General features: G+C 71.1%; 22 protein-coding genes and 1 riboswitch. Of the genes, 17 read left to right on the forward strand and 5 right to left on the reverse strand.

The annotated features are described in order from the left end of the window. The 3 genes from ABT08_RS06315 to ABT08_RS06325 form a co-directional block, all read left to right on the forward strand. Positions 1-676: LssY C-terminal domain-containing protein (locus tag ABT08_RS06315; protein ID WP_288114280.1), on the forward strand; the 676-nt coding region annotated here is incomplete at its 5' end. After that, on the forward strand, positions 673-1,185 hold the full coding sequence (locus tag ABT08_RS06320) for a hypothetical protein (protein WP_056209731.1): 513 nt from the start codon (positions 673-675) through the stop codon (positions 1,183-1,185). The genes ABT08_RS06315 and ABT08_RS06320, both read left to right, overlap by 4 nt. Next, complete coding sequence (locus tag ABT08_RS06325; RefSeq protein WP_056209734.1) at positions 1,182-2,117, forward strand: J domain-containing protein; 936 nt, start codon at positions 1,182-1,184, stop codon at positions 2,115-2,117. The genes ABT08_RS06320 and ABT08_RS06325 overlap by 4 nt, the downstream gene beginning before the upstream one ends. Positions 2,118-2,129: 12 nt before the next feature. Here the strand turns inward: ABT08_RS06325 and ABT08_RS06330 are convergent, their stop codons facing one another. Then, positions 2,130-3,680 carry a hypothetical protein gene (locus ABT08_RS06330; protein WP_056519775.1) on the reverse strand — a complete coding sequence of 517 codons (1,551 nt, stop codon included), beginning with the start codon at positions 3,678-3,680 and terminating at the stop codon, positions 2,130-2,132. A gap of 36 nt (positions 3,681-3,716) precedes the next feature. Further along, positions 3,717-3,826, forward strand: a riboswitch (TPP riboswitch). On the opposite strand from ABT08_RS06330, the gene ABT08_RS06335 reads away from it, so the two are divergent. The 3 genes from ABT08_RS06335 (at position 3,821) to ABT08_RS06345 (ending at position 6,716) form a co-directional block, all read left to right on the forward strand. Then, positions 3,821-4,441: an ECF transporter S component gene (locus ABT08_RS06335; protein WP_056209746.1), complete on the forward strand. Its 621-nt coding sequence runs from the start codon at positions 3,821-3,823 to the stop codon at positions 4,439-4,441. It overlaps the preceding riboswitch by 6 nt. Next, complete coding sequence (locus ABT08_RS06340; RefSeq protein WP_288114281.1) at positions 4,438-5,934, forward strand: ABC transporter ATP-binding protein; 1,497 nt, start codon at positions 4,438-4,440, stop codon at positions 5,932-5,934. The genes ABT08_RS06335 and ABT08_RS06340 overlap by 4 nt, the downstream gene beginning before the upstream one ends. Beyond that, the gene (locus ABT08_RS06345) at positions 5,931-6,716 is read left to right on the forward strand and encodes an energy-coupling factor transporter transmembrane component T family protein (RefSeq protein WP_288114282.1); all 786 of its coding nucleotides are present in this window, start codon (positions 5,931-5,933) and stop codon (positions 6,714-6,716) included. The genes ABT08_RS06340 and ABT08_RS06345 overlap by 4 nt, the downstream gene beginning before the upstream one ends. Positions 6,717-6,720: 4 nt before the next feature. Here ABT08_RS06345 and ABT08_RS06350 read toward each other — a convergent pair whose 3' ends face one another. Then, complete coding sequence (locus tag ABT08_RS06350) at positions 6,721-7,695, reverse strand: sugar-binding transcriptional regulator (RefSeq protein WP_048809066.1); 975 nt, start codon at positions 7,693-7,695, stop codon at positions 6,721-6,723. A 128-nt stretch (positions 7,696-7,823) separates the two neighbouring features. Here ABT08_RS06350 and ABT08_RS06355 point away from each other — a divergent pair, with 128 nt between their 5' ends. The 6 genes from ABT08_RS06355 (at position 7,824) to ABT08_RS06380 (ending at position 14,533) form a co-directional block, all read left to right on the forward strand. After that, positions 7,824-9,545: a glycerol-3-phosphate dehydrogenase/oxidase gene (locus ABT08_RS06355; RefSeq protein WP_502685873.1), complete on the forward strand. Its 1,722-nt coding sequence runs from the start codon at positions 7,824-7,826 to the stop codon at positions 9,543-9,545. 118 nt (positions 9,546-9,663) lie between these two features. Next, positions 9,664-10,419 (forward strand): MIP/aquaporin family protein, encoded by a 756-nt coding sequence (locus ABT08_RS06360; RefSeq protein ID WP_056209756.1) that lies wholly within the window; start codon positions 9,664-9,666, stop codon positions 10,417-10,419. A 41-nt stretch (positions 10,420-10,460) separates the two neighbouring features. Continuing rightward, positions 10,461-11,972 carry a glycerol kinase GlpK gene (gene glpK, locus ABT08_RS06365; RefSeq protein ID WP_056209758.1) on the forward strand — a complete coding sequence of 504 codons (1,512 nt, stop codon included), beginning with the start codon at positions 10,461-10,463 and terminating at the stop codon, positions 11,970-11,972. Positions 11,973-12,138: 166 nt separating this feature from the next. Beyond that, positions 12,139-12,900 (forward strand): SDR family NAD(P)-dependent oxidoreductase, encoded by a 762-nt coding sequence (locus tag ABT08_RS06370; protein ID WP_056209760.1) that lies wholly within the window; start codon positions 12,139-12,141, stop codon positions 12,898-12,900. Continuing rightward, entirely contained in the window at positions 12,897-13,667 is a 771-nt protein-coding gene (locus ABT08_RS06375; RefSeq protein ID WP_288114285.1) for an enoyl-CoA hydratase/isomerase family protein, read from the forward strand. Before ABT08_RS06370 ends, ABT08_RS06375 begins: the two co-directional genes overlap by 4 nt. A 26-nt stretch (positions 13,668-13,693) precedes the next feature. Then, positions 13,694-14,533, forward strand: coding sequence for an SDR family oxidoreductase (locus tag ABT08_RS06380; RefSeq protein WP_045247456.1), 840 nt, complete (start codon positions 13,694-13,696; stop codon positions 14,531-14,533). A 66-nt stretch (positions 14,534-14,599) separates the two neighbouring features. Here the strand turns inward: ABT08_RS06380 and ABT08_RS06385 are convergent, their stop codons facing one another. Both ABT08_RS06385 and ABT08_RS06390 read right to left on the reverse strand, forming a co-directional pair. After that, entirely contained in the window at positions 14,600-15,436 is an 837-nt protein-coding gene (locus ABT08_RS06385) for a Cof-type HAD-IIB family hydrolase (protein WP_288114288.1), read from the reverse strand. A 42-nt stretch (positions 15,437-15,478) separates the two neighbouring features. Next, complete coding sequence (locus ABT08_RS06390) at positions 15,479-16,114, reverse strand: LysE family translocator (RefSeq protein ID WP_056209773.1); 636 nt, start codon at positions 16,112-16,114, stop codon at positions 15,479-15,481. A gap of 50 nt (positions 16,115-16,164) precedes the next feature. Between ABT08_RS06390 and rlmN the strand changes: the two genes are divergently transcribed. Continuing rightward, a complete protein-coding gene (gene rlmN / locus ABT08_RS06395; RefSeq protein WP_056519763.1) occupies positions 16,165-17,406 on the forward strand; it encodes a dual-specificity RNA methyltransferase RlmN in 1,242 nt (413 codons plus the stop codon). A gap of 63 nt (positions 17,407-17,469) precedes the next feature. Here rlmN and ABT08_RS06400 read toward each other — a convergent pair whose 3' ends face one another. Then, positions 17,470-18,408: a LysR family transcriptional regulator gene (locus ABT08_RS06400; RefSeq protein ID WP_288114290.1), complete on the reverse strand. Its 939-nt coding sequence runs from the start codon at positions 18,406-18,408 to the stop codon at positions 17,470-17,472. A gap of 112 nt (positions 18,409-18,520) precedes the next feature. On the opposite strand from ABT08_RS06400, the gene ABT08_RS06405 reads away from it, so the two are divergent. The 4 genes from ABT08_RS06405 to ABT08_RS06420 form a co-directional block, all read left to right on the forward strand. Next, entirely contained in the window at positions 18,521-19,231 is a 711-nt protein-coding gene (locus ABT08_RS06405) for an SDR family NAD(P)-dependent oxidoreductase (RefSeq protein ID WP_045247451.1), read from the forward strand. Then, positions 19,228-19,950 carry an SDR family NAD(P)-dependent oxidoreductase gene (locus tag ABT08_RS06410; protein WP_056209774.1) on the forward strand — a complete coding sequence of 241 codons (723 nt, stop codon included), beginning with the start codon at positions 19,228-19,230 and terminating at the stop codon, positions 19,948-19,950. Before ABT08_RS06405 ends, ABT08_RS06410 begins: the two co-directional genes overlap by 4 nt. 60 nt (positions 19,951-20,010) lie before the next feature. Continuing rightward, complete coding sequence (locus ABT08_RS06415) at positions 20,011-20,883, forward strand: substrate-binding periplasmic protein (protein ID WP_048809438.1); 873 nt, start codon at positions 20,011-20,013, stop codon at positions 20,881-20,883. A 54-nt stretch (positions 20,884-20,937) separates the two neighbouring features. Beyond that, the coding region (locus tag ABT08_RS06420) for an amino acid ABC transporter ATP-binding protein (RefSeq protein ID WP_288114292.1) at positions 20,938-21,679 on the forward strand (742 nt) is incomplete at its 3' end.

Raw genomic sequence — 21,679 nt, forward strand, 5'->3', positions numbered from 1 at the left:
CGGCGGCATCGTGTTCTGGGCGCTGCTGGCCTACCTCGTGCTGCCGCGGCTGCATCGCATTCTCACCACGATCTACGTGCCCGACTACTTCATCGGACGCACCCGCACGAGCGACGGCCTGCTCGGAGACCCGGTCAACCTCGCGCTGCGCGGGGACGGCGACGCGATCGAACGAGCGCTGACCGCGGCCGGATGGACGAAGGCCGACCCGGTGACGCTTCGCTCCTCGTGGCGCATCGTCGCGTCGACCCTCACGCGACGCAGCTACGGTGAGGCGCCGGTCAGTCCCCTGTTCCTCTTCGGTCGCCAGCAGGACTTCGCCTACCAGCAGGAGGTCGACGGCAACCCCGCCCAGCGCCACCACGTGCGGTTCTGGCGCTGCCCCGACGGCTGGCTGCTGCCCGGCGGTGCGCGGGTCGACTGGCTCGCCGCGGGCACCTTCGACACCTCCGTCGGGCTCTCGCTGTTCACGCTGCAGATCACCCACCGGATCGACGCCGACACCGACATCGAACGCGATCACATCGTCGCCACCCTCACCCGGGCGCATCCCGAGATCCGCGTCGATGTGCTCGCCGACTTCTCGACGGGCTACCACTCACGCAACGGCGGCGGCGACACCATCCGCACCGACGGGAACCTGCCGATCATCGACGTCACGCGGGTGGCGGCATGAGCGAGACGCCCCACAAGCGCGCCGCCTTCGAGGCCCCCGCCCGCCTCGCGCAACCGACGCCGTACGACCCCGGGATGCCGCGGCCCGGCGCGACGGTCGCCGGCGCCCTGCTCGTGCTGCTGCGCGCCATCGGCGGCATCGTGGTGCTCGTGTCGCTCGTGCTCGACTGGCCCGAGGTGCTCGCCACCCTCGAAGGCGCGTCGGATGCGGGCAGCCTCGCCGCCGAGAGCGGCGTGCTTCTGACGGTCGCTCTCGTCAGCGGCGGCTTCTTCGTCGTCGTCGACCTCGTGCTCGCCCTGTTCATCTATCTCGGGCGCAACTGGGCGCGGGTGCTCGTGCTCATCGTCTCGACGATCTCCATCGTGTCCGCGTTCGTGTCGTGGTGGGCCCAGGGACAGCAGCTGACCCTCGACGGCTCGCTCACGACGCTCGCCCTCGACATCCTCGTCCTGCTCGCCCTGTCGTCCCGCGCGGCGGCCGCCTACGCCCGCCGGACGGAGCGCCGATGACCGATCCCTTCGCCGGCCCCCTGGGGGCATCCCCCTACGAGGTGCTCGGCGTCGCGGCATCCGCCACCGACGACGAGCTGCGGCGCGCCTACCGCGCCCGGATGCGCGAGACCCATCCCGACACGGGCGGCGACGCCGCCGTGTTCATCCGGGTGCAGCGCGCCTGGGAGCTGATCGGCACCCCCGAGGCGCGCGCCGTCTTCGACCGCGGCCGCTCGTTCTCCTCCGACGATGAGACGGATGCCACCGCCTCGCGTTCCACGCAGACGCGCCCCGACACGCGTCCCCGCGCCCGAGCGTTCGGCCAGCCGGGCGGGTGGCGACGGGAGCGGTACCTCACGCTCATCCGGGAGTGGGTCGGGCGCGGGGCGGAGATCGCCGACCCCTACGCCGCCGACCTCGTGCGGGCGGCGCCCCGCGACATCCGGCACCTGCTGGCCGACGCGCTCGCCGAGGAGGCCACCGCACGTATCGTCGCCGACCTCGGCATGGGCTACACCGTGTGGCACGACGTGGCCGCCGACAAGCGCGGCGTCGACCCCGACGCGAAGCTCGACCACATCGTGCTGGGTCCGAGCGGGCTGTACGGGCTGCTCTCCGAGGACTTCGGCGACCCGATCGGGCTGCGGCGCGGGGAGATCGTCGGGGCGCACATCGCGGGTGCTCCCATCACCGAGCTGATAGGCCGCATCCGCACGGTCGCGCGGCAGGCGGGGGTGCGCTTCACCGGCGCGATCGTGGTCGTCCCCGACGATCAGGTCGCGCAGGCGATCACCGAGCTCGGCAAGGTGCGCGGACTGCTCGTGGTGGTCACGACCCGCAGCGCGCTCGCGACGGTGCTGCGCCGTGGGGCGACCGGTGCCCGTCCGATCGGCGGCACCGAGGTGTTCGACGTGCGCTCGCGCCTGCAGCAGCGCGTCGAGTTCGTCTGACGGCGGGCCGGCTCAGCGGGCGCCGAGCAGCTGCAGGGGGTGCGTGAGTCGCCACCAGGGCGACGGGTCGACGAGGGGCGCGCTGAGCGTGACTTTCGCCGTCGAGGTGTTCAGCGGTCCGTTCGCCGTCACCGTTCCCACGGTGTCACCGGCATCGCGCGCCGCACCGAGGTCGAACTGCGCCGCGACCGACGGGATCGAGCCGTTCCAGCCGAGCACCGACAGATCGCCGGACGTGACGAGCGAGGTCGTGGCGCCCCACACGGTGGTGACCGTTGCGACGGTCGTGCCGGACGTCAGCGCGGGGGAGGCGACCACGTCGGCCTGGAGCTCTGTGAGCAGGGCGCGGGCCGCGGCATCCCGATTCGCGTGGGAAGTCTGCTCGAGGGCCGCGGCGTACAGGCGCACCGTCACCCCGTCGATCGTGACGTCCTTCGCGACCAGCAGGCTGTACGCGCTCAACGAGCCGGTCTTGATACCCACCACCCCGGCGTCGGCGAGGAGGTCGTTCGTGTTCTCGACCACGCCGGCGCCCGGCAGCGTGACCGACGTCTGGCGCACGATGTCCGCGATGGTCGGGTTGGCCATCGCCAGCTCGCCGAGCTGGATCAGCGCGCTCGGGGTCGCCGTGTTCGCCGGGTTGATGCCGGTGGGCTCCTTCAGCGTGATGCCGGAGATGCTGTGCGCGGTGAGGAACGCCGTGGCGGCGGTCGCGAACGCGTCGTTCGACGGCCAGTACTGCGAGGCGAGCTTGGCGACGTAGTTGCCGGCCGACCCGATGAGGATGCCCTGCAGGAGCTGGTACTGGGTGAGGGAGCTCCCCACCGGCACCGCGAGCGCCGACTCGCCGCTCGCGAGGTACGACTGATACGTGCGGCGGTCGGCTGACGTGAACGTGTAGGAGGGGCCCTGGTCGGAGCTGGAGACCGGGCTCTTCTCCAGGATCATGAGCGAGGTGACGACCTTCGAGATGCTCGCGATCTCCTGCGGGGTCGAGGTCGACGCGAGCCCGGAGCCGATGCCCTGCACGCCCACCGCTCCGGCGCCGACCGCGGGCCACGGGACCGCCGCGGCCGGGGCCGCCGCTCCCGTGAGCGTCGCCGGAGTGACGGTCGGGGGGATCGCGCTGAGGGGCCAGACGAGCGCGGCGATCACATACGCCGCCACGGCGGCCACGGCCGTCACGATCGGCGCGATGACGGCGACCTTCGGCCGGCGGCGGCGTCGGCGGGGTGCCGCGATGAGATCGACGTCACCCACGGGCGCCTCGGTGACCGGCGCGGAGCCGATGGTGAGCTCTCGCCCGCGGGTACGTGCAGCCACCTGCGCCGGCGAGACCCAGGTGAGCGCCTCGATGTGCGGTTCCTCGACGATGACCGGCACGATGCTGGGAACGGCGAGCCCGTCGCGCGGGACGGTGGGCAGCGCGGTGGCCTCGGGGGCGAGCGGCCCGTCGAGAAGGATCGGGATGTCGCCGGTCTCGGCGGTCGCGACCTCGATCTCGCCGGTGGAGCCCTGCTGGCGTCGAGCGCGCCGAGAACCGGGCGGCGGAGTCGAGGTCATCCCACGAAAATAGCGCGTCCGCGTGGCTATACTCGCGATGTCAACCACGGGAGTCCGGTGTGCCGGGCTGAGAGGAAGCGGATCGCGCTTCGACCGTCGAACCTGATCTGGGTCATGCCAGCGCAGGAAGGGAGTATTTCGTGCATTCCACCATTGCATCCACCACCGGTGTGCGTCTGCGTTGGCGGGTCGTCGACATCGTCGTGGCCAGCGTCATCGGCGTCGCGGCGGGCGTCGTCTTCTGGGCCTGGGGACAGGCGTGGACCCCGCTGAGCACCGCACTGGCGTTCCTGCCGGGTCTCGAGGGACTTCTCGCCGGCGGCTGGCTGTTCGCCGGCGTGCTGGGCGGTCTCGTGATCCGCAAGCCCGGCGCCGCGCTCTATGCCGAGGTCGTCGCCGCCGTCGTCTCGATGGCGGTCGGCACCCAGTGGGGCTACACCGTCCTGATCTGGGGCATCGTGCAGGGCATCGGAGCGGAGCTCGCGTTCGCGATCGTGCGCTACCGCCGCTGGAACCTGCCGGTCGCCCTCTTCTCCGGCGCGCTCGCGGGAGTCGCGGTCGCGTTCATGGACACGACGTTCTCGTCGGTCGCCGCCTACGACCTGGGCCCCCGCACGATCTACGCCGTCTCGGCGGTGATCTCGGGCATCGTGCTCGCCGGACTCGTGTCGTGGCTGATCGTGCGCGGCCTCGCCGCGACCGGTGCCCTCGACCGGTTCGCCGCCGGACGCGAGGTGCGCGGCACCGCCTCCGACGCGTGAGCGCTGCGGCCGTCCGCGCCCGGGGGTGGGGCTGGCGCCACGCCGGACGCGGACGGTTCGCCGTCGACGGGCTCGACCTCGACATCGCCCCCGGCGAACGGGTGCTGCTGCTGGGCGCGAGCGGCGCCGGCAAGAGCACGCTGCTGCGCGGCCTCGCGGGTGTCCTCGGCGGCGACGAGGACGGCGAGGAGCGCGGCGAACTGACCGTCGGCGACCGGCCGGCATCACGCGCCCGCGGCGTCGCCGGTCTCGTGCTGCAGGACCCCGACAGTCAGGTCGTGCTCGCCCGGGTGGGCGACGACGTCGCGTTCGGCTGCGAGAACCTGGGGGTCGCTGCCGACGAGATCTGGCCGCGCGTCGGCGACGCGCTCGACGCGGTCGGGCTGCGCGTGGGGCTCGAGCACGCGACATCCGCTCTCTCGGGTGGCCAGAAGCAGCGTCTCGCGCTGGCGGGGGCGCTCGCGATGCGCCCGGGGTTGCTGCTCCTCGATGAGCCGACCGCGAACCTCGATCCCGCCGGCGTCGTCGAGGTGCGCGACGCGGTGATCGCCGCGGTCGCCGCGACGGGGGCGACCCTGGTCGTCGTCGAGCATCGCGTCGACGTGTGGGCGGCGCACGTCGACCGGGTCGTCGTGCTGGCGGCCGGCGGTGGCGTGCTCGCCGACGGCGCGCCCGACACGGTGTTCCGCACCCATGGCGACGTGCTCGCCGAGGCCGGGGTGTGGGTTCCCGGGCGGCATCCCCATCCGGCGCTGACCGCGGCGGCGGATGCCGCGTCCCCCGCGCTGCTGTCGACGCACGGCCTCGCCGTGGGTCGGCGTCCGTTCGGGGCGCGCGAGGCGGTCGTGGCGGCGTCGGGCATCGCGCTCGCCGCCCGGGCCGGACGCGTGCTGGCCGTGACGGGCCCGAACGGCGTCGGCAAGTCGACGCTGGCGCTGACCGTCGCGGGGCTGCTCGCCCCCGCGGCCGGTGCCGTGGTGGCCTCCGACGAGCTGCGCGCCGCGGGCCGGGCGACGATCGGCCCCGATCCGCTGCGTTGGCGCTCGCGGGAGCTGCTCACCCGTATCGGCACCGTCTTCCAGAGCCCCGACCACCAGCTCGCCGCCCGCACCGTGCGCGGTGAGCTCGAGATCGGCCCGCGCGCCCTGCGGCTGCCCCCGGCAGAGGTCGCCGCCCGCGTGGACCCGCTGCTGGAGGAGATGGGGATGTCGCGTCTCGCCGCCGTGAACCCGTTCACCCTCTCCGGCGGCGAGAAGCGGCGGCTCACGGTCGCCGCCGCCCTCGCGACCCGCCCCCGCGTGCTCGTCCTCGACGAGCCGACCTTCGGGCAGGACGCCCGCACCTGGGAGCAGCTCGTGCGGCTGCTCGGCGACCTGCGTGCCGCGGGCACCGCGATCGTCACCGTCACCCACGACGAGGCCCTCGTCGCGCAGCTCGCCGACGATGTGGTGGCGCTCGGGGCCGCGGCATCCGCCCCCGGAGGTGTCGGATGAGCCTCGCCACCCTCGACGAGCGCACCGGGGTGCTCGGCCGTCGCAACGCCCTCGCGAAGCTCGTCGCCGCGACCGTCGTCGGGGTGCCGCTGCTGCTGTCGATCGATCCGGTGTCGGCCGCGGTGGCGCTCGCCGCCGTGCTCGTGCTGCTGCCGTTCGCCCGGCTGTCGGCGCGCGGCCTGTGGCTGCGGCTGTGGCCGATCGTGGTGTCGGCCCTGATCGCCGCGGCCGCCACGGTGCTGTACGGTCGCGCCGGCGGCGAGACCTACCTGCAGTGGGGACTCGTGCACGTCTCCGACGGGTCGCTGCTGCTGGCGGCCGCCATCGCACTGCGCGTGCTCGCGATCGCGGTGCCGAGTGTCGTGCTGTTCGCGACCACCGACCCCACCGATCTCGCCGACGCACTCGCCCAGCTCGCGAAGCTTCCGGCCCGGTTCGTCATCGGCGCGCTCGCGGGCATGCGGCTCGTGGGCCTGCTCATCGACGACTGGAACGAGCTCGCCCGTGCACGTCGCGCGCGAGGGATCGCCGACAACGGGCGGGTGCGCCGCTTCCTCGGTCAGGCGTTCGCGGTGTTCGTGCTGGCGATCCGGCGGGGTTCCGATCTCGCGACGGCGATGGAGGCGCGCGGCTTCGACGCGCCCGTCACCCGCACGTGGGCGCGCACGTCGCGGCTGACGGCGGGCGACGCGGTGCTGGTGCTGCTGGGGCTCGCGGTGGCCGCGGCATCCGTCGGCATCGCCCTCGTCACCGGATCGTGGCGGTTCGTGCTGACCCTCTGAGCCGTCAGGGGGCGTCGACGGTCGCCGAGAGCCGCCGCGCGACGGTCTCCTCCACGACGAGATCGGTGATGATCCCGGCGCGCAGTGCGCCGCGCAGTGCATCGAGCTTCGACTCGCTCGACACGACGCACAGGCGATGCGGGATGCGCTTGACGGCTTCGAAGTCGGGGCCGCTCGAGCGACCGTTCAGAGGGATGCCGTCGGGGGTGCCGTCGCCGCGGTAGAACACCGTCGCGCAGTCGCCCACCACGTCGTAGCGCGCGAGGGTGTGCATGTCGTCGGCGGTGAAGTAGCCGCCGGCGTAGACGTGGGAGGGGACGTCGGCCTTGGGGGAGCCGAGGCCGAACACGAACAGCCCGACCCGCGCCTGCACGTCGAGCACGGAGCGCACCGAGCGCTCCCGCCACATCGCCTGCTTGGTCATGGGGTCGTCGAAGAGGGCGGGAACGGGGAAGTAGTGCACCCGCGCATCGAACGCGCGCCCGAAGCGGTCCAGGATCTCCCCGGCGTAGCCGATGCCGGATGTCTCGACGTTCGCCGCCCCGTTCATCTGCACGACGTGGCTGTTGTGCAGCGCCTTGCGCGGCAGGTTGCGGGCGATGGCTGAGAGGGTGGCGCCCCAGGCGGCGCCGATGACCATGTTCGAGTCGGCCATCATCGCGAGGATCCGCGCCGCCGACATCGCGGTGCGTTCGAGCCGCTCGGCCTCGGTCACCCGTGGCCGGGTGGGCACGACGTGCACGGTGACGCCATAGCGCTCGCCGAGCCGCTGGGTCAGGTGGCTCGCCGCCTCCTGTGGGGAGTGCACGGTGATCTCGACGAGTCCGCTCTCGCGCGCGTACGCGAGCAGGCGCGAGATGGAGGAGCGCGAGATCTTCATCTCGTTCGCGATCGCGTCCATGTTGCGGTCCTGCAGGTAATAGAGCTGTGCGGCCCGCAGGGCGTCGCGCGAGCGCGTGGCGTTCGCATCCTCTGACATTGCGACCATCCTCTTCGCACGAATGTGCAGTCGATTCCCCGGGATGCACATTCTTGCACTTTGGTTGCACGAACGTGCGAACGGGTCCACTCTGAGGGTGTCTGTCAATGAGGAGTTTCACCGTGAGCGTGTCAGAGCCGACCCCCCTACGTTCGTCCGTCGCCGCCCTTCGCGAGCGCCCGACGGCAGACGTGCTCATCATCGGTGGCGGGATCAACGGTCTCGCCACGTTCCGCGATCTGGCCCTGCAGGGCGTGGATGTCGCGCTCGTCGAGCGTGGCGACTTCGTCTCGGGTGCCTCGTCCGCATCGAGCCACATGGTGCACGGTGGCGTGCGCTACCTCGAGAACGGCGAGTTCCGCCTCGTGAAGGAGGCCGTCACCGAGCGCAACCGCCTGCTGAAGACCGCTCCCCACTACGTGCGGCCGCTGCAGACCACCATCCCGATCTTCCGCACCTTCGCGGGCATCCTCTCCGCCCCCTTCCGTCTGCTCGTCACGCACGGCACCGGCAAGCCCAGCGAGCGCGGCGCCCTGCTGATCAAGGTCGGGCTCATGATCTACGACACCTTCTCCCGCGACGGCGGGACGGTTCCACGTCACCGCTTCGCCCGCCGCGCGTCGTCGCTGCGCGAGTTCCCCGACATGAACCCCGACGTCGCCTACACCGCGACCTACTACGACGCCTCGATGCACGACCCCGAGCGTCTGGCGTACGACGTGTTGCAGGACGGCCGTGAGGTCGGCGGCGACCGTGCACGGGCGGCGAACTATCTCGAAGCCGCCGCCTCCGACGGCTCGTCGGTCGTGCTGCGCGACACCGTCTCGGGCGAGCGCTTCTCCTTCACCACCAAGGTCATCGTCAACACGAGCGGCCCCTGGACCGACCTCACCAACGACGCCCTCGGCACCCCGACCCGCTTCATGGGAGGGACGAAGGGCTCGCACATCGTGCTCGACAACCCCGAGCTGCTCGCGGCCACCCGGGGCAACGAGATCTTCTTCGAGCACTCCGACGGTCGCATCGTGCTGATCTACCCGCTCAAGGACCGCGTGATGGTCGGCACCACCGACATCAACGCAGACCCGAGCAAGCCCGTGGTGTGCACCGACGACGAGGTGGACTACTTCTTCGACCTCGTCGGTCACGTCTTCCCCGGCATCGCGGTCGACCGCTCGCAGATCGTCTACACGTTCTCCGGCATCCGCCCGCTCCCGCGTCACGACGACCTCGCCCCCGGCTTCGTCTCCCGTGACTACCGCATCGAGAAGGGCGCCCTGGGCGGCACCCCGGTGCTCAGCCTCGTCGGCGGCAAGTGGACGACCTTCCGTGCGCTGTCCGAGCACGTGAGCACGGATGTCACCACCATCCTCGGCGTCACGCGCACCGCCTCCACCGCCACCCTGCAGATCGGCGGCGGCAAGGGCTATCCCCGCTCCGACGGAGAGCGCCGCTCGTGGATCATCGACCACGCGGCAGGGCACGACGCGGCCTTCGTCGACCGCATGCTCGAGCGCTACGGCACCAAGGCCGCGCCGCTGCTCGCGGCACTTCCGGTCGGCGAGGCCGACCTGGGTCAGGTTCCCGGCTACACCGCTTCCGAGCTCGCGCACCTCGCGGCATCCGAAGACGTGGTCAGCCTTCTCGATCTGCTGCTGCGCCGCACCTCGATCGCGTTCGTCGGGGGTCTCACCCTCGCCGCGCTCGAAGAGATCGGCCGCAGCATCCAGGAGTCGATGCACTGGAGCGACGAGGAGGTGCAGTCGCAGGTCGCCGAGACCGTGCGCACGCTCTCCGAGGCCCACCGCATCGACGTCACCCGATCAGGCGTCGCCTTCCACGCCGCCTGACACCAGCTCCGGTGCGACCTGACACCGGCGGACACATCACTCAGGTCACTCATAGAGCCGGGCCGGCGCCGTCGAGGCAGAGGCGTCGTACCGGAGAAAACGAAAGGTCAACGTCGACATGTCATCAGTCAACCTGGGGTTGTACTTCCTCTCCGAGGTGGTGGGCACGGGGATGCTCATCCTGCTCGGTTGCGGTGTCGTCGCCAACGTCATCCTGGCGAAGAACAAGGGCTTCGGTGGCGGCACGCTCATGATCAACTGGGGCTGGGGCCTCGCGGTGTTCGCGGGTGTGCTCGTCTCGGCGTACTCCGGTGCGCAGCTGAACCCGGCCGTCTCGTTCGGTCTGCTCATCGCCGGCAAGATCGACGGTGCAGAGTTCGGCACCGCCGTCGGCGGCCAGTTCCTCGGTGCGTTCATCGGTGCGGTGCTCACCTGGCTCGCCTACCGCGACCACTTCGATGCCGAGCCCGACCCGGCGGCGAAGCTCGGAGTCTTCTCGACCGGCCCCGCGATCCGCTCGTACTTCTGGAACCTGGTCACCGAGATCATCGCTACCTTCGTGCTGGTCTTCGTGATCTTCGCCTTCGCCGACTACGGCGACATCCAGATCGGTGTCCCCGGTGGCCTCGGCCCGCTGACGGCCGTTCCGGTCGCCCTCCTCGTGGTCGGCATCGGCGCCTCGCTCGGCGGCCCGACCGGTTACGCCATCAACCCCGCCCGTGACCTCGGCCCCCGCATCGCGCACGCGCTGCTGCCGATCAAGGGCAAGGGCTCGAGCGACTGGGCCTACTCGTGGGTCCCGGTCGTCGGACCGCTCATCGGTGGTGCCATCGCCGCCGTCGCGGCCCCCGTGCTCCTGCACCTCGGCCACTGACCCGACACCATCCTTCGAACAGACAAGGAAGTCACCACAACATGAGCACCTACGTCATCGCGATCGACCAGGGGACCACCTCCTCGCGCGCGATCATCTTCGACAAGGCCGGCAGTATCATCGCCACCGGTCAGAAGGAGCACGAGCAGATCTTCCCCAGGGCGGGATGGGTCGAGCACAACCCCGTCGAGATCTGGCAGAACGTGCAGGAGGTCATCGGAATCGCGCTCGCGAAGGCCGACCTGACCCGTCACGACATCGCCGCCGTCGGCATCACCAACCAGCGCGAGACCGCCGTCGTGTGGGACAAGAACACCGGTGAGCCCGTCTACAACGCGATCGTGTGGCAGGACACTCGCACGCAGTCGATCGTCGACGAGCTGGCGAAGGGCGACACCGAGCGCTACAAGGAGATCGTCGGCCTGCCGCTGGCGACCTACTTCTCGGGCACGAAGATCAAGTGGATCCTCGACAACGTCGAGGGTGCACGAGAGCGCGCCGAGGCGGGCGACCTCCTCTTCGGCACGACCGACACCTGGGTGCTCTGGAACATCACCGGCGGCCCGGAGGGTGGCGTGCACGCGACCGACGTCACCAACGCCAGCCGCACGCTGTTCATGGACCTGAAGACGCTGTCGTGGCGCGAGGACATCCTCGCGGACTTCGGCGTGCCGCTGTCGATGCTGCCGGAGATCCGTTCGTCCTCCGAGGTGTACGGCACGGTCGAGGACTCGTCGCTGCTGCGCGAGACTCCGGTCTCGGGCATCCTCGGCGACCAGCAGGCCGCGACCTTCGGCCAGGCGGCGTTCGATCCGGGTGAGAGCAAGAACACCTACGGCACGGGCAACTTCCTCATCTTCCAGACGGGCGAGGAGATCGTCCACTCGAAGAACGGCCTGCTCACGACCCTCGGCTACAAGCTCGGCGACCAGCCCGCGCACTACGCGCTCGAGGGATCGATCGCCGTCACCGGGTCGCTCATCCAGTGGCTGCGCGACAACCTGGGCCTCATCTCCAGCGCTCCCGAGGTGGAGGAGCTGGCGAAGTCGGTCGAGGACAACGGCGGCGTCTACTTCGTGCCGGCGTTCTCGGGTCTGTTCGCGCCGTACTGGCGTCCGGACGCCCGCGGTGCGCTGGTGGGTCTGACCCGCTATGTCAACAAGGGTCACATCGCCCGCGCGGCGCTGGAGGCCACGGCCTTCCAGACCCGCGAGGTGCTCGACGCGGTCAACGCCGACTCCGGTGTGGACCTGACCGAGCTGAAGGTCGACGGCGGCATGATCGCGAACAACACGCTCATGCAGTTCCAGGCCGACATCCTCGGTGTGCCGGTGGTGCGCCCGGTCGTGGCCGAGACCACCGCGCTCGGTGCCGCCTACGCGGCCGGTCTCGCGGTCGGCTTCTGGTCGAACCTCGACGACCTGCGTGCCAATTGGCAGGAGGACCGTCGCTGGGAGCCGAAGCTCGACGCCGACGAGCGCGACCGTCAGCTGCGTCTGTGGAAGAAGGCCGTCACCAAGTCGATGGACTGGGTCGACGCCGACGTGCGCTGAGCGCACACGTCACCGCGGGGCGCGGGCGGCTTCGGCCGCCCGCGCCCTCGTCGTTGCCGCGGCATCCAGCGTGATACTGAGTCCCACGCTGGTCGAGACTCGATTCCGCGACTAGGCTGACGACGGATGCCGCGGGCCCTCGCCCGGGCGGTTCGAAGGAGAACACATGGACATCACCGGAGCGAGCGCGCTCGTCACCGGCGGCGCGAGCGGGCTGGGCTTCGCCACCGCGCAGCGCCTGACCGAGCTCGGCGCAACCGTCACCATCGTCGACCTGCCGTCGTCTCCCGGTGCGGAGCGCGCCGCGGAGCTCGGCGGGTTGTTCGCCCCCGCCGACGTCACCGACCCGGAAGCGGTCGCGGCCGCCGTGCAGCTCGCCGTCGCGGCCGGTCCGCTGCGGGTCGTCGTCAACTGCGCGGGCATCGCCCCGCCCGCGAAGGTGCTCGAGCGCGACGGCACGCCGAGCCCGCTGGCGGCGTTCGAGCGCATCGTCCGCGTGAACCTCATCGGCACCTACAACGTCATCGCGCAGGCCTCGGCCGCGATCGCGGTGAGCGAGCCGACCGCCTCGGGCGACCGCGGCGTGATCGTCAACACCGCGAGCGTCGCGGCGTTCGACGGCCAGATCGGCCAGCCCGCGTACTCGGCGTCGAAGGGCGGCGTGCACGCCATGACCCTGCCGATCTCGCGCGAGCTCGCCCGCTACGCCATCCGGGTGACGACGATCGCTCCCGGCATCATGGAGACGCCGATGCTCGCGGGTCTCCCGCAGCCCGCGCAGGACTCCCTCGGTCAGCAAGTGCCCTATCCGCAGCGCCTCGGCAAGCCCGCGGAGTACGCGTCGCTCGTCGCCGAGATCGTGCGCAACGGCTACCTCAACGGCGAGACGATCCGTCTCGACGGGGCGATCCGGATGGCGCCGCGATGAGCGACCCGCTGCTCTACTCCGTCGAGGACGGCCTCGCCCGGCTCACCCTCAACCGCCCCGAGCGGCTCAACGCGTTCGATGACGCCCTGGCGTACGCCTGGGCCGACGCGACCGCCGACGCGACCGCGCGCCCCGATGTGAAGGCGATCGTGGTGGATGCCGCGGGTCCGGCGTTCTGCGCCGGCGGCGACGTGCTCGCCATGGCGTCGGGCATCGGCTCGGCCCGCGCGCTCGAGGACCTCGCGTACGTGATCTCGCGCGGCATCCTCTCACTCACCGAGTCGAGCGTGCCCGTGGTCGCCGCGGCGCACGGCACGACGGCGGGCGGCGGGCTCGGCATCCTGCTCGCCAGCGACTACGCGATCGTCGGCCAGAACTCGAAGATCGGCAGCCGCTACGCCAGCATGGGCCTCACCCCCGATCTGTCGGTCACGGCGCAGCTCGCCCGCGCCGTGGGGGAGCGTCGCGCGCTGCAGCTCGTGCTGCAGGAGCGGCTGCTGCCCGCCGAGGAAGCCCTCGACTGGGGGCTCGTCGCCGAAGTCGTCGAGCCCGACCGCGTGCAGGCGCGCGCGGTCGAGGTGGCTCGCGAGTGGATCGCGGGAGCCGCCGGCGCGTATGGCCAGGCCAAGCGTCTCGTGCGTGCGGGCACGCGGCGGCCGTTCGCCGATGCCGTCGCCGACGAGGCCGCGTCGATCGGCGCCGCCTTCGACACCCCCGAGGCGCAGGCGCGCATCGCCGCGTTCGCCGCGGCGGCAACCCGGCGCTGACGCCCCATCACTCGACGAGGAGAGACATGACCGAGGCATCCCTTGCCGGCAAGACCATCCTGATGTCCGGCGGAAGCCGCGGCATCGGCCTGGCGATCGCCCTGCGCGCGGCGCGCGACGGCGCGAACATCGCGCTGATCGCAAAGACCGACACCCCGCACCCGAAGCTCGCGGGCACTGTGCACACCGCGGCCGCCGCGATCGAGGCGGCGGGCGGACGCGCCCTGCCGATCGTCGGCGACGTGCGCAACGAGGACGACATCACCGAGGCGGTGCTGAAGACCCAGGGTGAGTTCGGCGGCATCGACATCGTCGTCAACAATGCGAGCGTGATCGACCTGTCGGGCTCGCTCGACCTCGCGACCAAGAAGTACGACCTGATGCAGGGGGTGAACGTGCGCGGCACGTTCCTGCTGTCGCGGGCCGCGCTTCCCGTGCTCAAGGACGCGCCGAACCCGCACATCCTGTCGCTGTCGCCGCCGCTGAACCTCTCGTCGAAGTGGCTCGGCGCGCACACCGGGTACACGCTCGCGAAGTACGGGATGACGATGGTCACCCTCGGGCTCGCCGCGGAGTTCGCCTCGTCGGGCATCGCGGCGAACACGCTGTGGCCCCGCACGACGATCGCGACCGCCGCGGTGCAGTTCGCGCTCGGCGGTGACCGCATGATGAAGGTCAGCCGCACCCCGGAGATCTACGCCGACGCCGCCTACGAGGTGCTGCTGCAGCCGTCGCGCGAGTACACCGGGCAGACCCTCATCGTCGAGGACGTGCTCGAGGACGCCGGCATCACCGACTTCTCGGCCTACGCTGCGGTGCCCGGAACCCCCGACAGCGACCTGTTCCCCGACATCTTCCTCGACTGATCGCCGCCGACGGTCGCCCCCGCGCGGGGCGGCCGCCGGCGATCGGATGCCGCCTGACCGGCGGACTCAGACGAGCCCGTGGCGGGCGAACGCGGCGTACACGCCGCCGTCGTCGACGCTCGCGGTGATCTCATCGGCGGCGGCCTTGACCGCGGCATCCGCGTTGCCCATCGCGATCCCGACGCCGGCGACACCCAGCATCTCGATGTCGTTCGACCCGTCGCCGATCGCGATCGTGCGCTCGAGCGGCACACCGAGGCGCTCGGCGAGCTCGACGATGCTCGCGCCCTTGTCGATGCCGGGGTAGGTGACCTCACCGCCTGCCTCGCCGAGATAGGGCACGGTGCCGGTGATCACGTGGAAGCGGTCACCGAGCCCGTCGCGCACGGTCGCGTAGGTCGTCGCCTCGACGCCGAAGAACGTCGACTTCGCGATGCCGGTGAGGGGTGCGGCGCCGCTGCGGGAGAAGCGGTCGGCAAGACGGGCGAGGTCGGCGCGCTCGGCCTCGGTGTCGCCGCCCGCCCGCGCGTGCAGGATCGGGCGCATGCGGTCGAACAGCCCCGCGCTCGGGTACACGTTCTCGAACGCCTGCAGCGTGAACTCGACCTCGTGCCGCGAGTAGAACTCGATGAGCTGCTGCACGGCGTCCTCGGGGAGGGTGTGGGAGGCCACCAGCTCACCCTGGAACTCGGTGAACCCGCCGCCGGCGGAGATGACCCCGTCGAAGCCGATCGCGTGGATGCGGTGCGAGATCTCGACCGGCGAACGGCCCGAGCAGATGAGCACGACGTGGCCGTTTCCGCGGGCCGTGTGCACGGCCTCCGCCACGCGCGGCGAGAACCGCTGGTCGTGATCGAGGATGGTCCCGTCGATGTCGAGGAAGACGAGGCGCGATGCGGTCACGGTGGGGCTCCAGGGGGTCGTGCTCCCAGCCTACGGGCGCGGTCAGTGACCTCCGACGAACAGCAGGGCGACGCCGAGCACGATGATGATGGCGCCGCCGGTCGCCGTCAACGTCTGGATGCGGCGGGGCGAGCGTCCGAACCAGGCGCGCGCTCCGGCGGCCACCAGCGCCCAGACGGCGTCCGAGAGCACCGCCATCGCGACGAACACGAGACCGAGCTCGAGCAGCTGCAGCTGCACCGATCCCGCCGCCGGCGCGACGAACTGCGGCAGTACGGCGACGAAGAAGGCGATGGTCTTGGGGTTCGTGACGCCGACGACGAAGCCCTCGCCGAGCTGCCGCCACCGCGACGCGGGCGGGAGGGTCGCGGCATCCGTCGACGCCTGCCGCCGCCGATGACGGATCGCCTGCACGCCGAGGTAGACGAGGTAGGCGGAGCCCGCGATGCGCACCGCGAGGAACAGCGGCGGCGACGAGGCCACGATCGTTCCCACGCCGAACGAGACGAGGAAGACGAGAGGAACCTGGCCGAGCGCGCCGCCGAGCACGCTCACGAGGCCGCCGAGGCGACCGAGCGCGAGCGAGCGTCCGATGATGAACAGCACCCCGGGGCCCGGCACCACGATGATGACGGCCGCCGCGATGACGAACGCCACGAGGCTGTCGGCGGGAACCACCCGCACAGCGTAATGGCCGCGGCATCCGCCCGACGCCCTACCCTGGAACCATGACCCCCGCAGCCGCAGACGAGCCCGCCGCGACGTCGGGCGTGCGCCAGGTGCGGCCGCGCACCGAGGGCTGGCAGCAGAAGAAGGATGCCACCGGTCGCCCCCTGCTGCAGTTCGCCAGCCCCAAGCGGGGCAAGCCGCCGGTGCACCTCGCCGACCTCACCCCGGCCGAGCGCGTCGCGAAGGCGGTGGAGCTGGGTCTTCCGGGGTTCCGGGCGAAGCAGCTCGAGAAGCACTACTTCGGGCATTACACCTCGGATGCCGCGGCGATGACCGACCTGCCGGCGACCGGCCGCGACGAGCTCGTCGCCGGACTCCTCCCGCCCCTGCTGACCGAGGTGCGACGCCTCGAGACCGACCGCGGCGACACGATCAAGTTCCTGTGGAAGCTGCACGACGGTGCTCTCGTCGAGTCGGTGCTGATGCGGTATCCGGGCCGCATCACCCTGTGCGTGTCGAGTCAGGCCGGATGCGGCATGAACTGCCCGTTCTGCGCGACCGGGCAGGCGGGCCTCACCCGCAACATGTCGGCCGCCGAGATCATCGAACAGGTCGTGCGGGCGAACCGGCTCATCCGCGACGGCGGCTTCGGCACGGCCGCCCACCCCGATGAGCGCGTGACGAACATCGTGTTCATGGGCATGGGGGAGCCCCTCGCCAACTACGCGCGCCTCATGCAGGCGGTGCGGGTGATGGTCGACAAGGACCACGGTCTCGGTATGAGCGCCCGCGGCATCACCGTCTCGACGGTGGGTCTCGTCCCCGCGATCCGCAAGCTCGCCGACGAGAACATCCCGGTCACGTTCGCGCTGTCGCTGCACGCGCCCGACGACCACTTGCGCGACGAGCTCATCCCGGTGAACTCGCGGTGGAAGGTCGACGAGGCGCTCGACGCCGCCTACGCCTACTACGAGAAGACCGGTCGGCGGGTGTCGATCGAGTACGCCCTCATCAAGGACATGAACGACCACGCGTGGCGGGCCGACCTGCTGGCGGAGAAGCTCAACCAGCGCGGGCGCGGCTGGGTGCACGTCAACCCGATCCCGCTGAATCCCACCCCCGGTTCGGTGTGGACCTCGTCGGAGCGCGACGTGCAGGACGAGTTCGTGCGCCGCCTCAACGACGCCGGGGTGCCGACGACCCTGCGCGACACCCGCGGCAAGGAGATCGACGGCGCCTGCGGGCAGCTTGTCGCGACCGCCGAGGACGAGGCCGCCGCAGCGGGCGCGCCTGTCGCCTGACGCGCTCGTCGCCGCGCGCGAGGCGGCCGCGTCTCGGGCGGCATGACCGTGCCGGGGCACCGCTCAGGCGGGTGAGTCGACCGATGGCGCCGTCTGCTCGACGCGGGCGAGGATGCGCTGCGCGAGCCGCATGAACTCCCGGGTCGCGGGGGAGATCGCCCCCGACCGGCGCGTCACGAACGCGTAGTGCTCGACCACGGGCGGGTCGAGTGGCGCCCAGAACATCCCGCGCCGAGCGATCATCGATCGGCCGACGTGGAACGACACCAGCGAGTCGCCGACGCCCTGGGCGGCGAGCTCGAGCGCGTGCGTCTGGAACTCGACCTCGACGATCGGCTCGACCGTCACGCCAGCGCTCTGCGCCCGCTCGAGCAGAGAGACGCGCAGCGGATCGTCGTTCGACCACCGTGCTTCAGAGAGGATGAGGCGGCGCTGGGCGAGCGTCGTGATGTCGATCGGCCCGCGGGCGTTGTCGGGGTCGACGGTGACGTACACGGCCTGGTCGACGAAGACGCTCGGGGTGACGGTCAGCTCGCGGTCGTCGATCGGCAGCTGCACGAGCCCCGCTTCGAGGTGGCCGTCGCGAACGGCGTCGGCGACCTCGGCGGAATTGAGACCGGTCACCCGGATGCGCACGCCGGGGAACCGGGTGCGGAACTCCCTGATGAGGTCGGTCAGCAGATAGAGATGTGCGCTGTTGAAGGTGCCGAAGGACACGGTGCCCTGGTCGACCGATTTCACCCGGCGGCTCATGTCGGCGACCTCGGTCACGTTCGCGACCGCGCGTTCGGCGAGAGGCAGCAGTTGTTTGCCGGCGTCGGTGAGCAGCAGGCGACGTGAGGTTCGGGTGAAGAGTGCCAGGTCAAGCGACTTTTCGAGCACGGTGATCTGCTCAGACAGGCTCGGCTGTGCGACGTGATGCGCGGCGGCCGCGGCCGCGAACGTGCCGAGGCGCGCGGCGGTCACGAAGTACTCCAGCTGGCGCACGGTGGGCAGTCCCATGGGATCTCCTTCTCAAGGCTCTGCCTATATCTATCAAAAGATAGTCAGGCTTGCCCTGTCTTTCGTCTGCTGGTGCACTGTCTTCACACCCCCGACGAAAGGTCCCCCGCCGATGTCCGCCTCGCCCCGCACCATCCTCATCACCGGCTCCTCGAGCGGGATGGGGCTGACCACCGTGGAGGCGTTCCTCGCCGACGGATGGCACGTGCTCGCTGTCGACATCACCGCGCCTGCAACCGGACCCGCCGATGCGCTCGTGCCACTCGTCGCCGATGTGCGCGACCGCGACGCCCTCGAGGCGGCGCTCGCCGCAGCCCTCGCCCCCGGCTCCCGCATCGACGCGATCGCGAACATCGCCGGCATCTACCCGCCCACGACCCTCGACACCTACGATGAGGCGACCTACCGTCGCATCTTCGACATCAACGTGCTCGGTGTGCTCAACGTGATCGCCGCCGCTCGGCCCTACCTCGGTGACGGCTCGGCGATCGTGAACTTCGCCTCGGTCGATGCCTACGAGGTCTCCCGCGGCCAGCTGCTGTACGGGGCCTCGAAGGCGGCCGTCACGATGCTCACCAAGTCGCTCGCCCTCGAGCTCGCCGGCGCCGGCATTCGGGTCAACGGCATCGCCCCCGGCTGGGTGGCCACCCCCGGCAACGCCGCAACCGGACGAATGGATGCCGCGGCCGCGTCGATCCCGCTGGGTCGCGTCGCCCGCCCGGAGGAGATCTCCGCGTGGGTGCGCATCCTCGTCGACCCGGCATCGGTCGCGTTCATGACCGGCGAGACCGTGGTGCTCTCGGGTGGAGACGTGATCCGATGAGCTCCGCCGGGACGGTCGTGATCACCGGCGCCGCGCGCGGCCAGGGCGCCGCCCACGCGGCCCGCCTTGCGCGGCGCGGGGTGCGGGTCATCCTCGCCGACGTGCTCGATGAGGCCGGCGAGGCGGCCGCCGCCGAGCTGCGCGCCGACGGCCTCGACGCCGAGTACCGCCATCTGGATGTCACCAGCGAGACGTCCTGGCAGCAGCTCGCAGACGAGCTGGGGGCCGCGGCATCCGTCGTCGGTCTCGTCAACAACGCGGGCGTGCTGCGGTACGCGGCGCTCGCCGACGTCACCGTCGCCGACTGGGATCTGCAGCAGCGGGTCAACGTGCTCGGCCCCCTGCTCGGCACGCGCGCGTTCGCGCCGCTGCTGCGCGAGTCCCGCGGCGCGATCGTCAACGTGTCGTCGACGGCCGCGCTCGTCGGCTCGGCGGGCTACGCCGCCTACGCGACCACGAAGGCCGCGCTCATCGGACTCACTCGGGCCACCGCGATCGAGCTCGCCCCCGAGGTGCGCGTCAACGTCATCTGCCCCGGCGGCGTCGCCACCGCGATGAACGACGACGAACCTGCCGGCGGCACGAGCGACGCGACCCCGCTCGGCCGTCGCGCGCGCCCGGAGGAGATCTCCCCCCTCGTGGACTACCTGCTCTCGGACGACGCCTCGTTCGTGACCGGTGCGGTCTACGCCATCGACGGCGGACTCACCGCCCACTGACCCCCTGGAAGCCCCACCACCCCCACCCCGCATCACCCGACCCCGAAGGAACAGCACGTCATGAACCGCCCCCAGCCCTCCGCCCGTGTCCTGCGCACGGCCGCCGCGGTCGTCGCCGCGGCCATCCTGCTCACCGGATGCGCCACCACCGCCTCGTCGAACACCCCCTCGGCGAACTGCACGCCCAAGGACGCCGGTCTCACCACCTTCACTCCCGGCACCCTGACCGTCGGCGTACCGGAGAACCCGCCGTACACGAAGCTCGACGGCACGACCGCGTCGGGTGAGGAGATCCAGATCATCGAGAAGCTGGCCGCCGCCGAGTGCCTCTCGGTCGCCTATGTGCCGATCACCTACGCCAACGGCATCGCGATGATCACGAGCCAGAAGCGCACCGACATCATCACCGGCGGCTGGTACGTCACCGCCGCCCGCGCGGCGCAGGTCGGCTTCACCACCCCGACGTACTACGACCAGATGGCGATCATCTCGAAGTCCGGCATCGACACGGTGTCGGGCCTGGAGACCATCGGCGCGGTCGGCACCGGCACGGGCTTCTCGTGGCAGGACGACGTCACCAAGATCCTCGGCGACAACCTGAAGCTCTACCCCGGCACGGCGGAGATGAAGCAGGACCTCGAAGCCGGCCGCATCCAGGCGGCGCTCGACGGCTACGCGGTCGCCGCGGCGGCCTACAAGGGCAGCGGCTTCGAGGTGAAGCCCGCGCAGGCGGACTCGCGCGTCGCCATCACGACCAACATGCCGATCATCGCCTTCCCGATCGACAAGGACAACACCGCGTTGTCCAACGCCTTCAGCGCCCTGATCGACCAGTACCGCACCGACGGCACGCTCGCCTCGATCGTCGAGGCCGATGGCCTGTCCGCCTCGCTGGTGGTGCCGGCCGACAAGGCCGCGACCGCCCTGCGTTGACATCGAGTGGGGCGCCGGCGACCCCGGCGCCCCACTCCCGAGCGAGAAGCCGACATGAACCAGAACCTCATCACCGAATCGAACGAGATCGCTCACGCGGGGGTCGTGATCGAGCATCTGTCGAAGAGCTTCGGCTCGAACCGCGTCCTCGACGACATCTCCATCATCGTCAAGCCCGGCAGCGTGACCGCCCTCATCGGCCCGTCGGGCTCGGGCAAGAGCACGCTGCTGCGCTGCATCAACCTGCTCGAGACCCCGGATGCCGGCACCGTCACCGTCGGCTCCCAGGTCGTGACCGCGGGACGCCGGATCCCCGAGCGGGAGCTTCTCGCGCTGCGCCGCCAGGTCGGCATGGTGTTCCAGTCCTTCAACCTGTTCCCGCACTTCTCCGTGCTGCGCAACGTCGCCTTCCCGCAGGAGCGCATCCTCGGGCGCAGCCGGGCCGAGGCCGAAGAGCGGGCGCTGACCCTGCTCGAGCGCGTCGGTCTCAAGGACAAGGCGCACCACCACCCCGCACAGTGCTCGGGTGGTCAGCAGCAGCGCATCGCCATCGTGCGCGCGCTCGCGCTCTCCCCCCGGGTGATGCTGTTCGACGAGCCCACCAGCGCCCTCGACCCGGAGGTGGGCGTCGAGGTGCTCGCCGTGATGCGCGAGCTCGCCGACGCGGGCATGACGATGATCGTCGTCACCCACGAGATGCAGTTCGCCCGCGAGGTCTCCGACCACCTCGTCGTGATGGCCGACGGCCACATCGTCGAGGAGGGCGACCCGGCCGGCATCATGGCCGACCCGCAGG

Source organism: Microbacterium sp. SCN 71-21 (genome assembly GCF_001725695.1).
Lineage (GTDB): Bacteria > Actinomycetota > Actinomycetes > Actinomycetales > Microbacteriaceae > Microbacterium > Microbacterium ginsengisoli.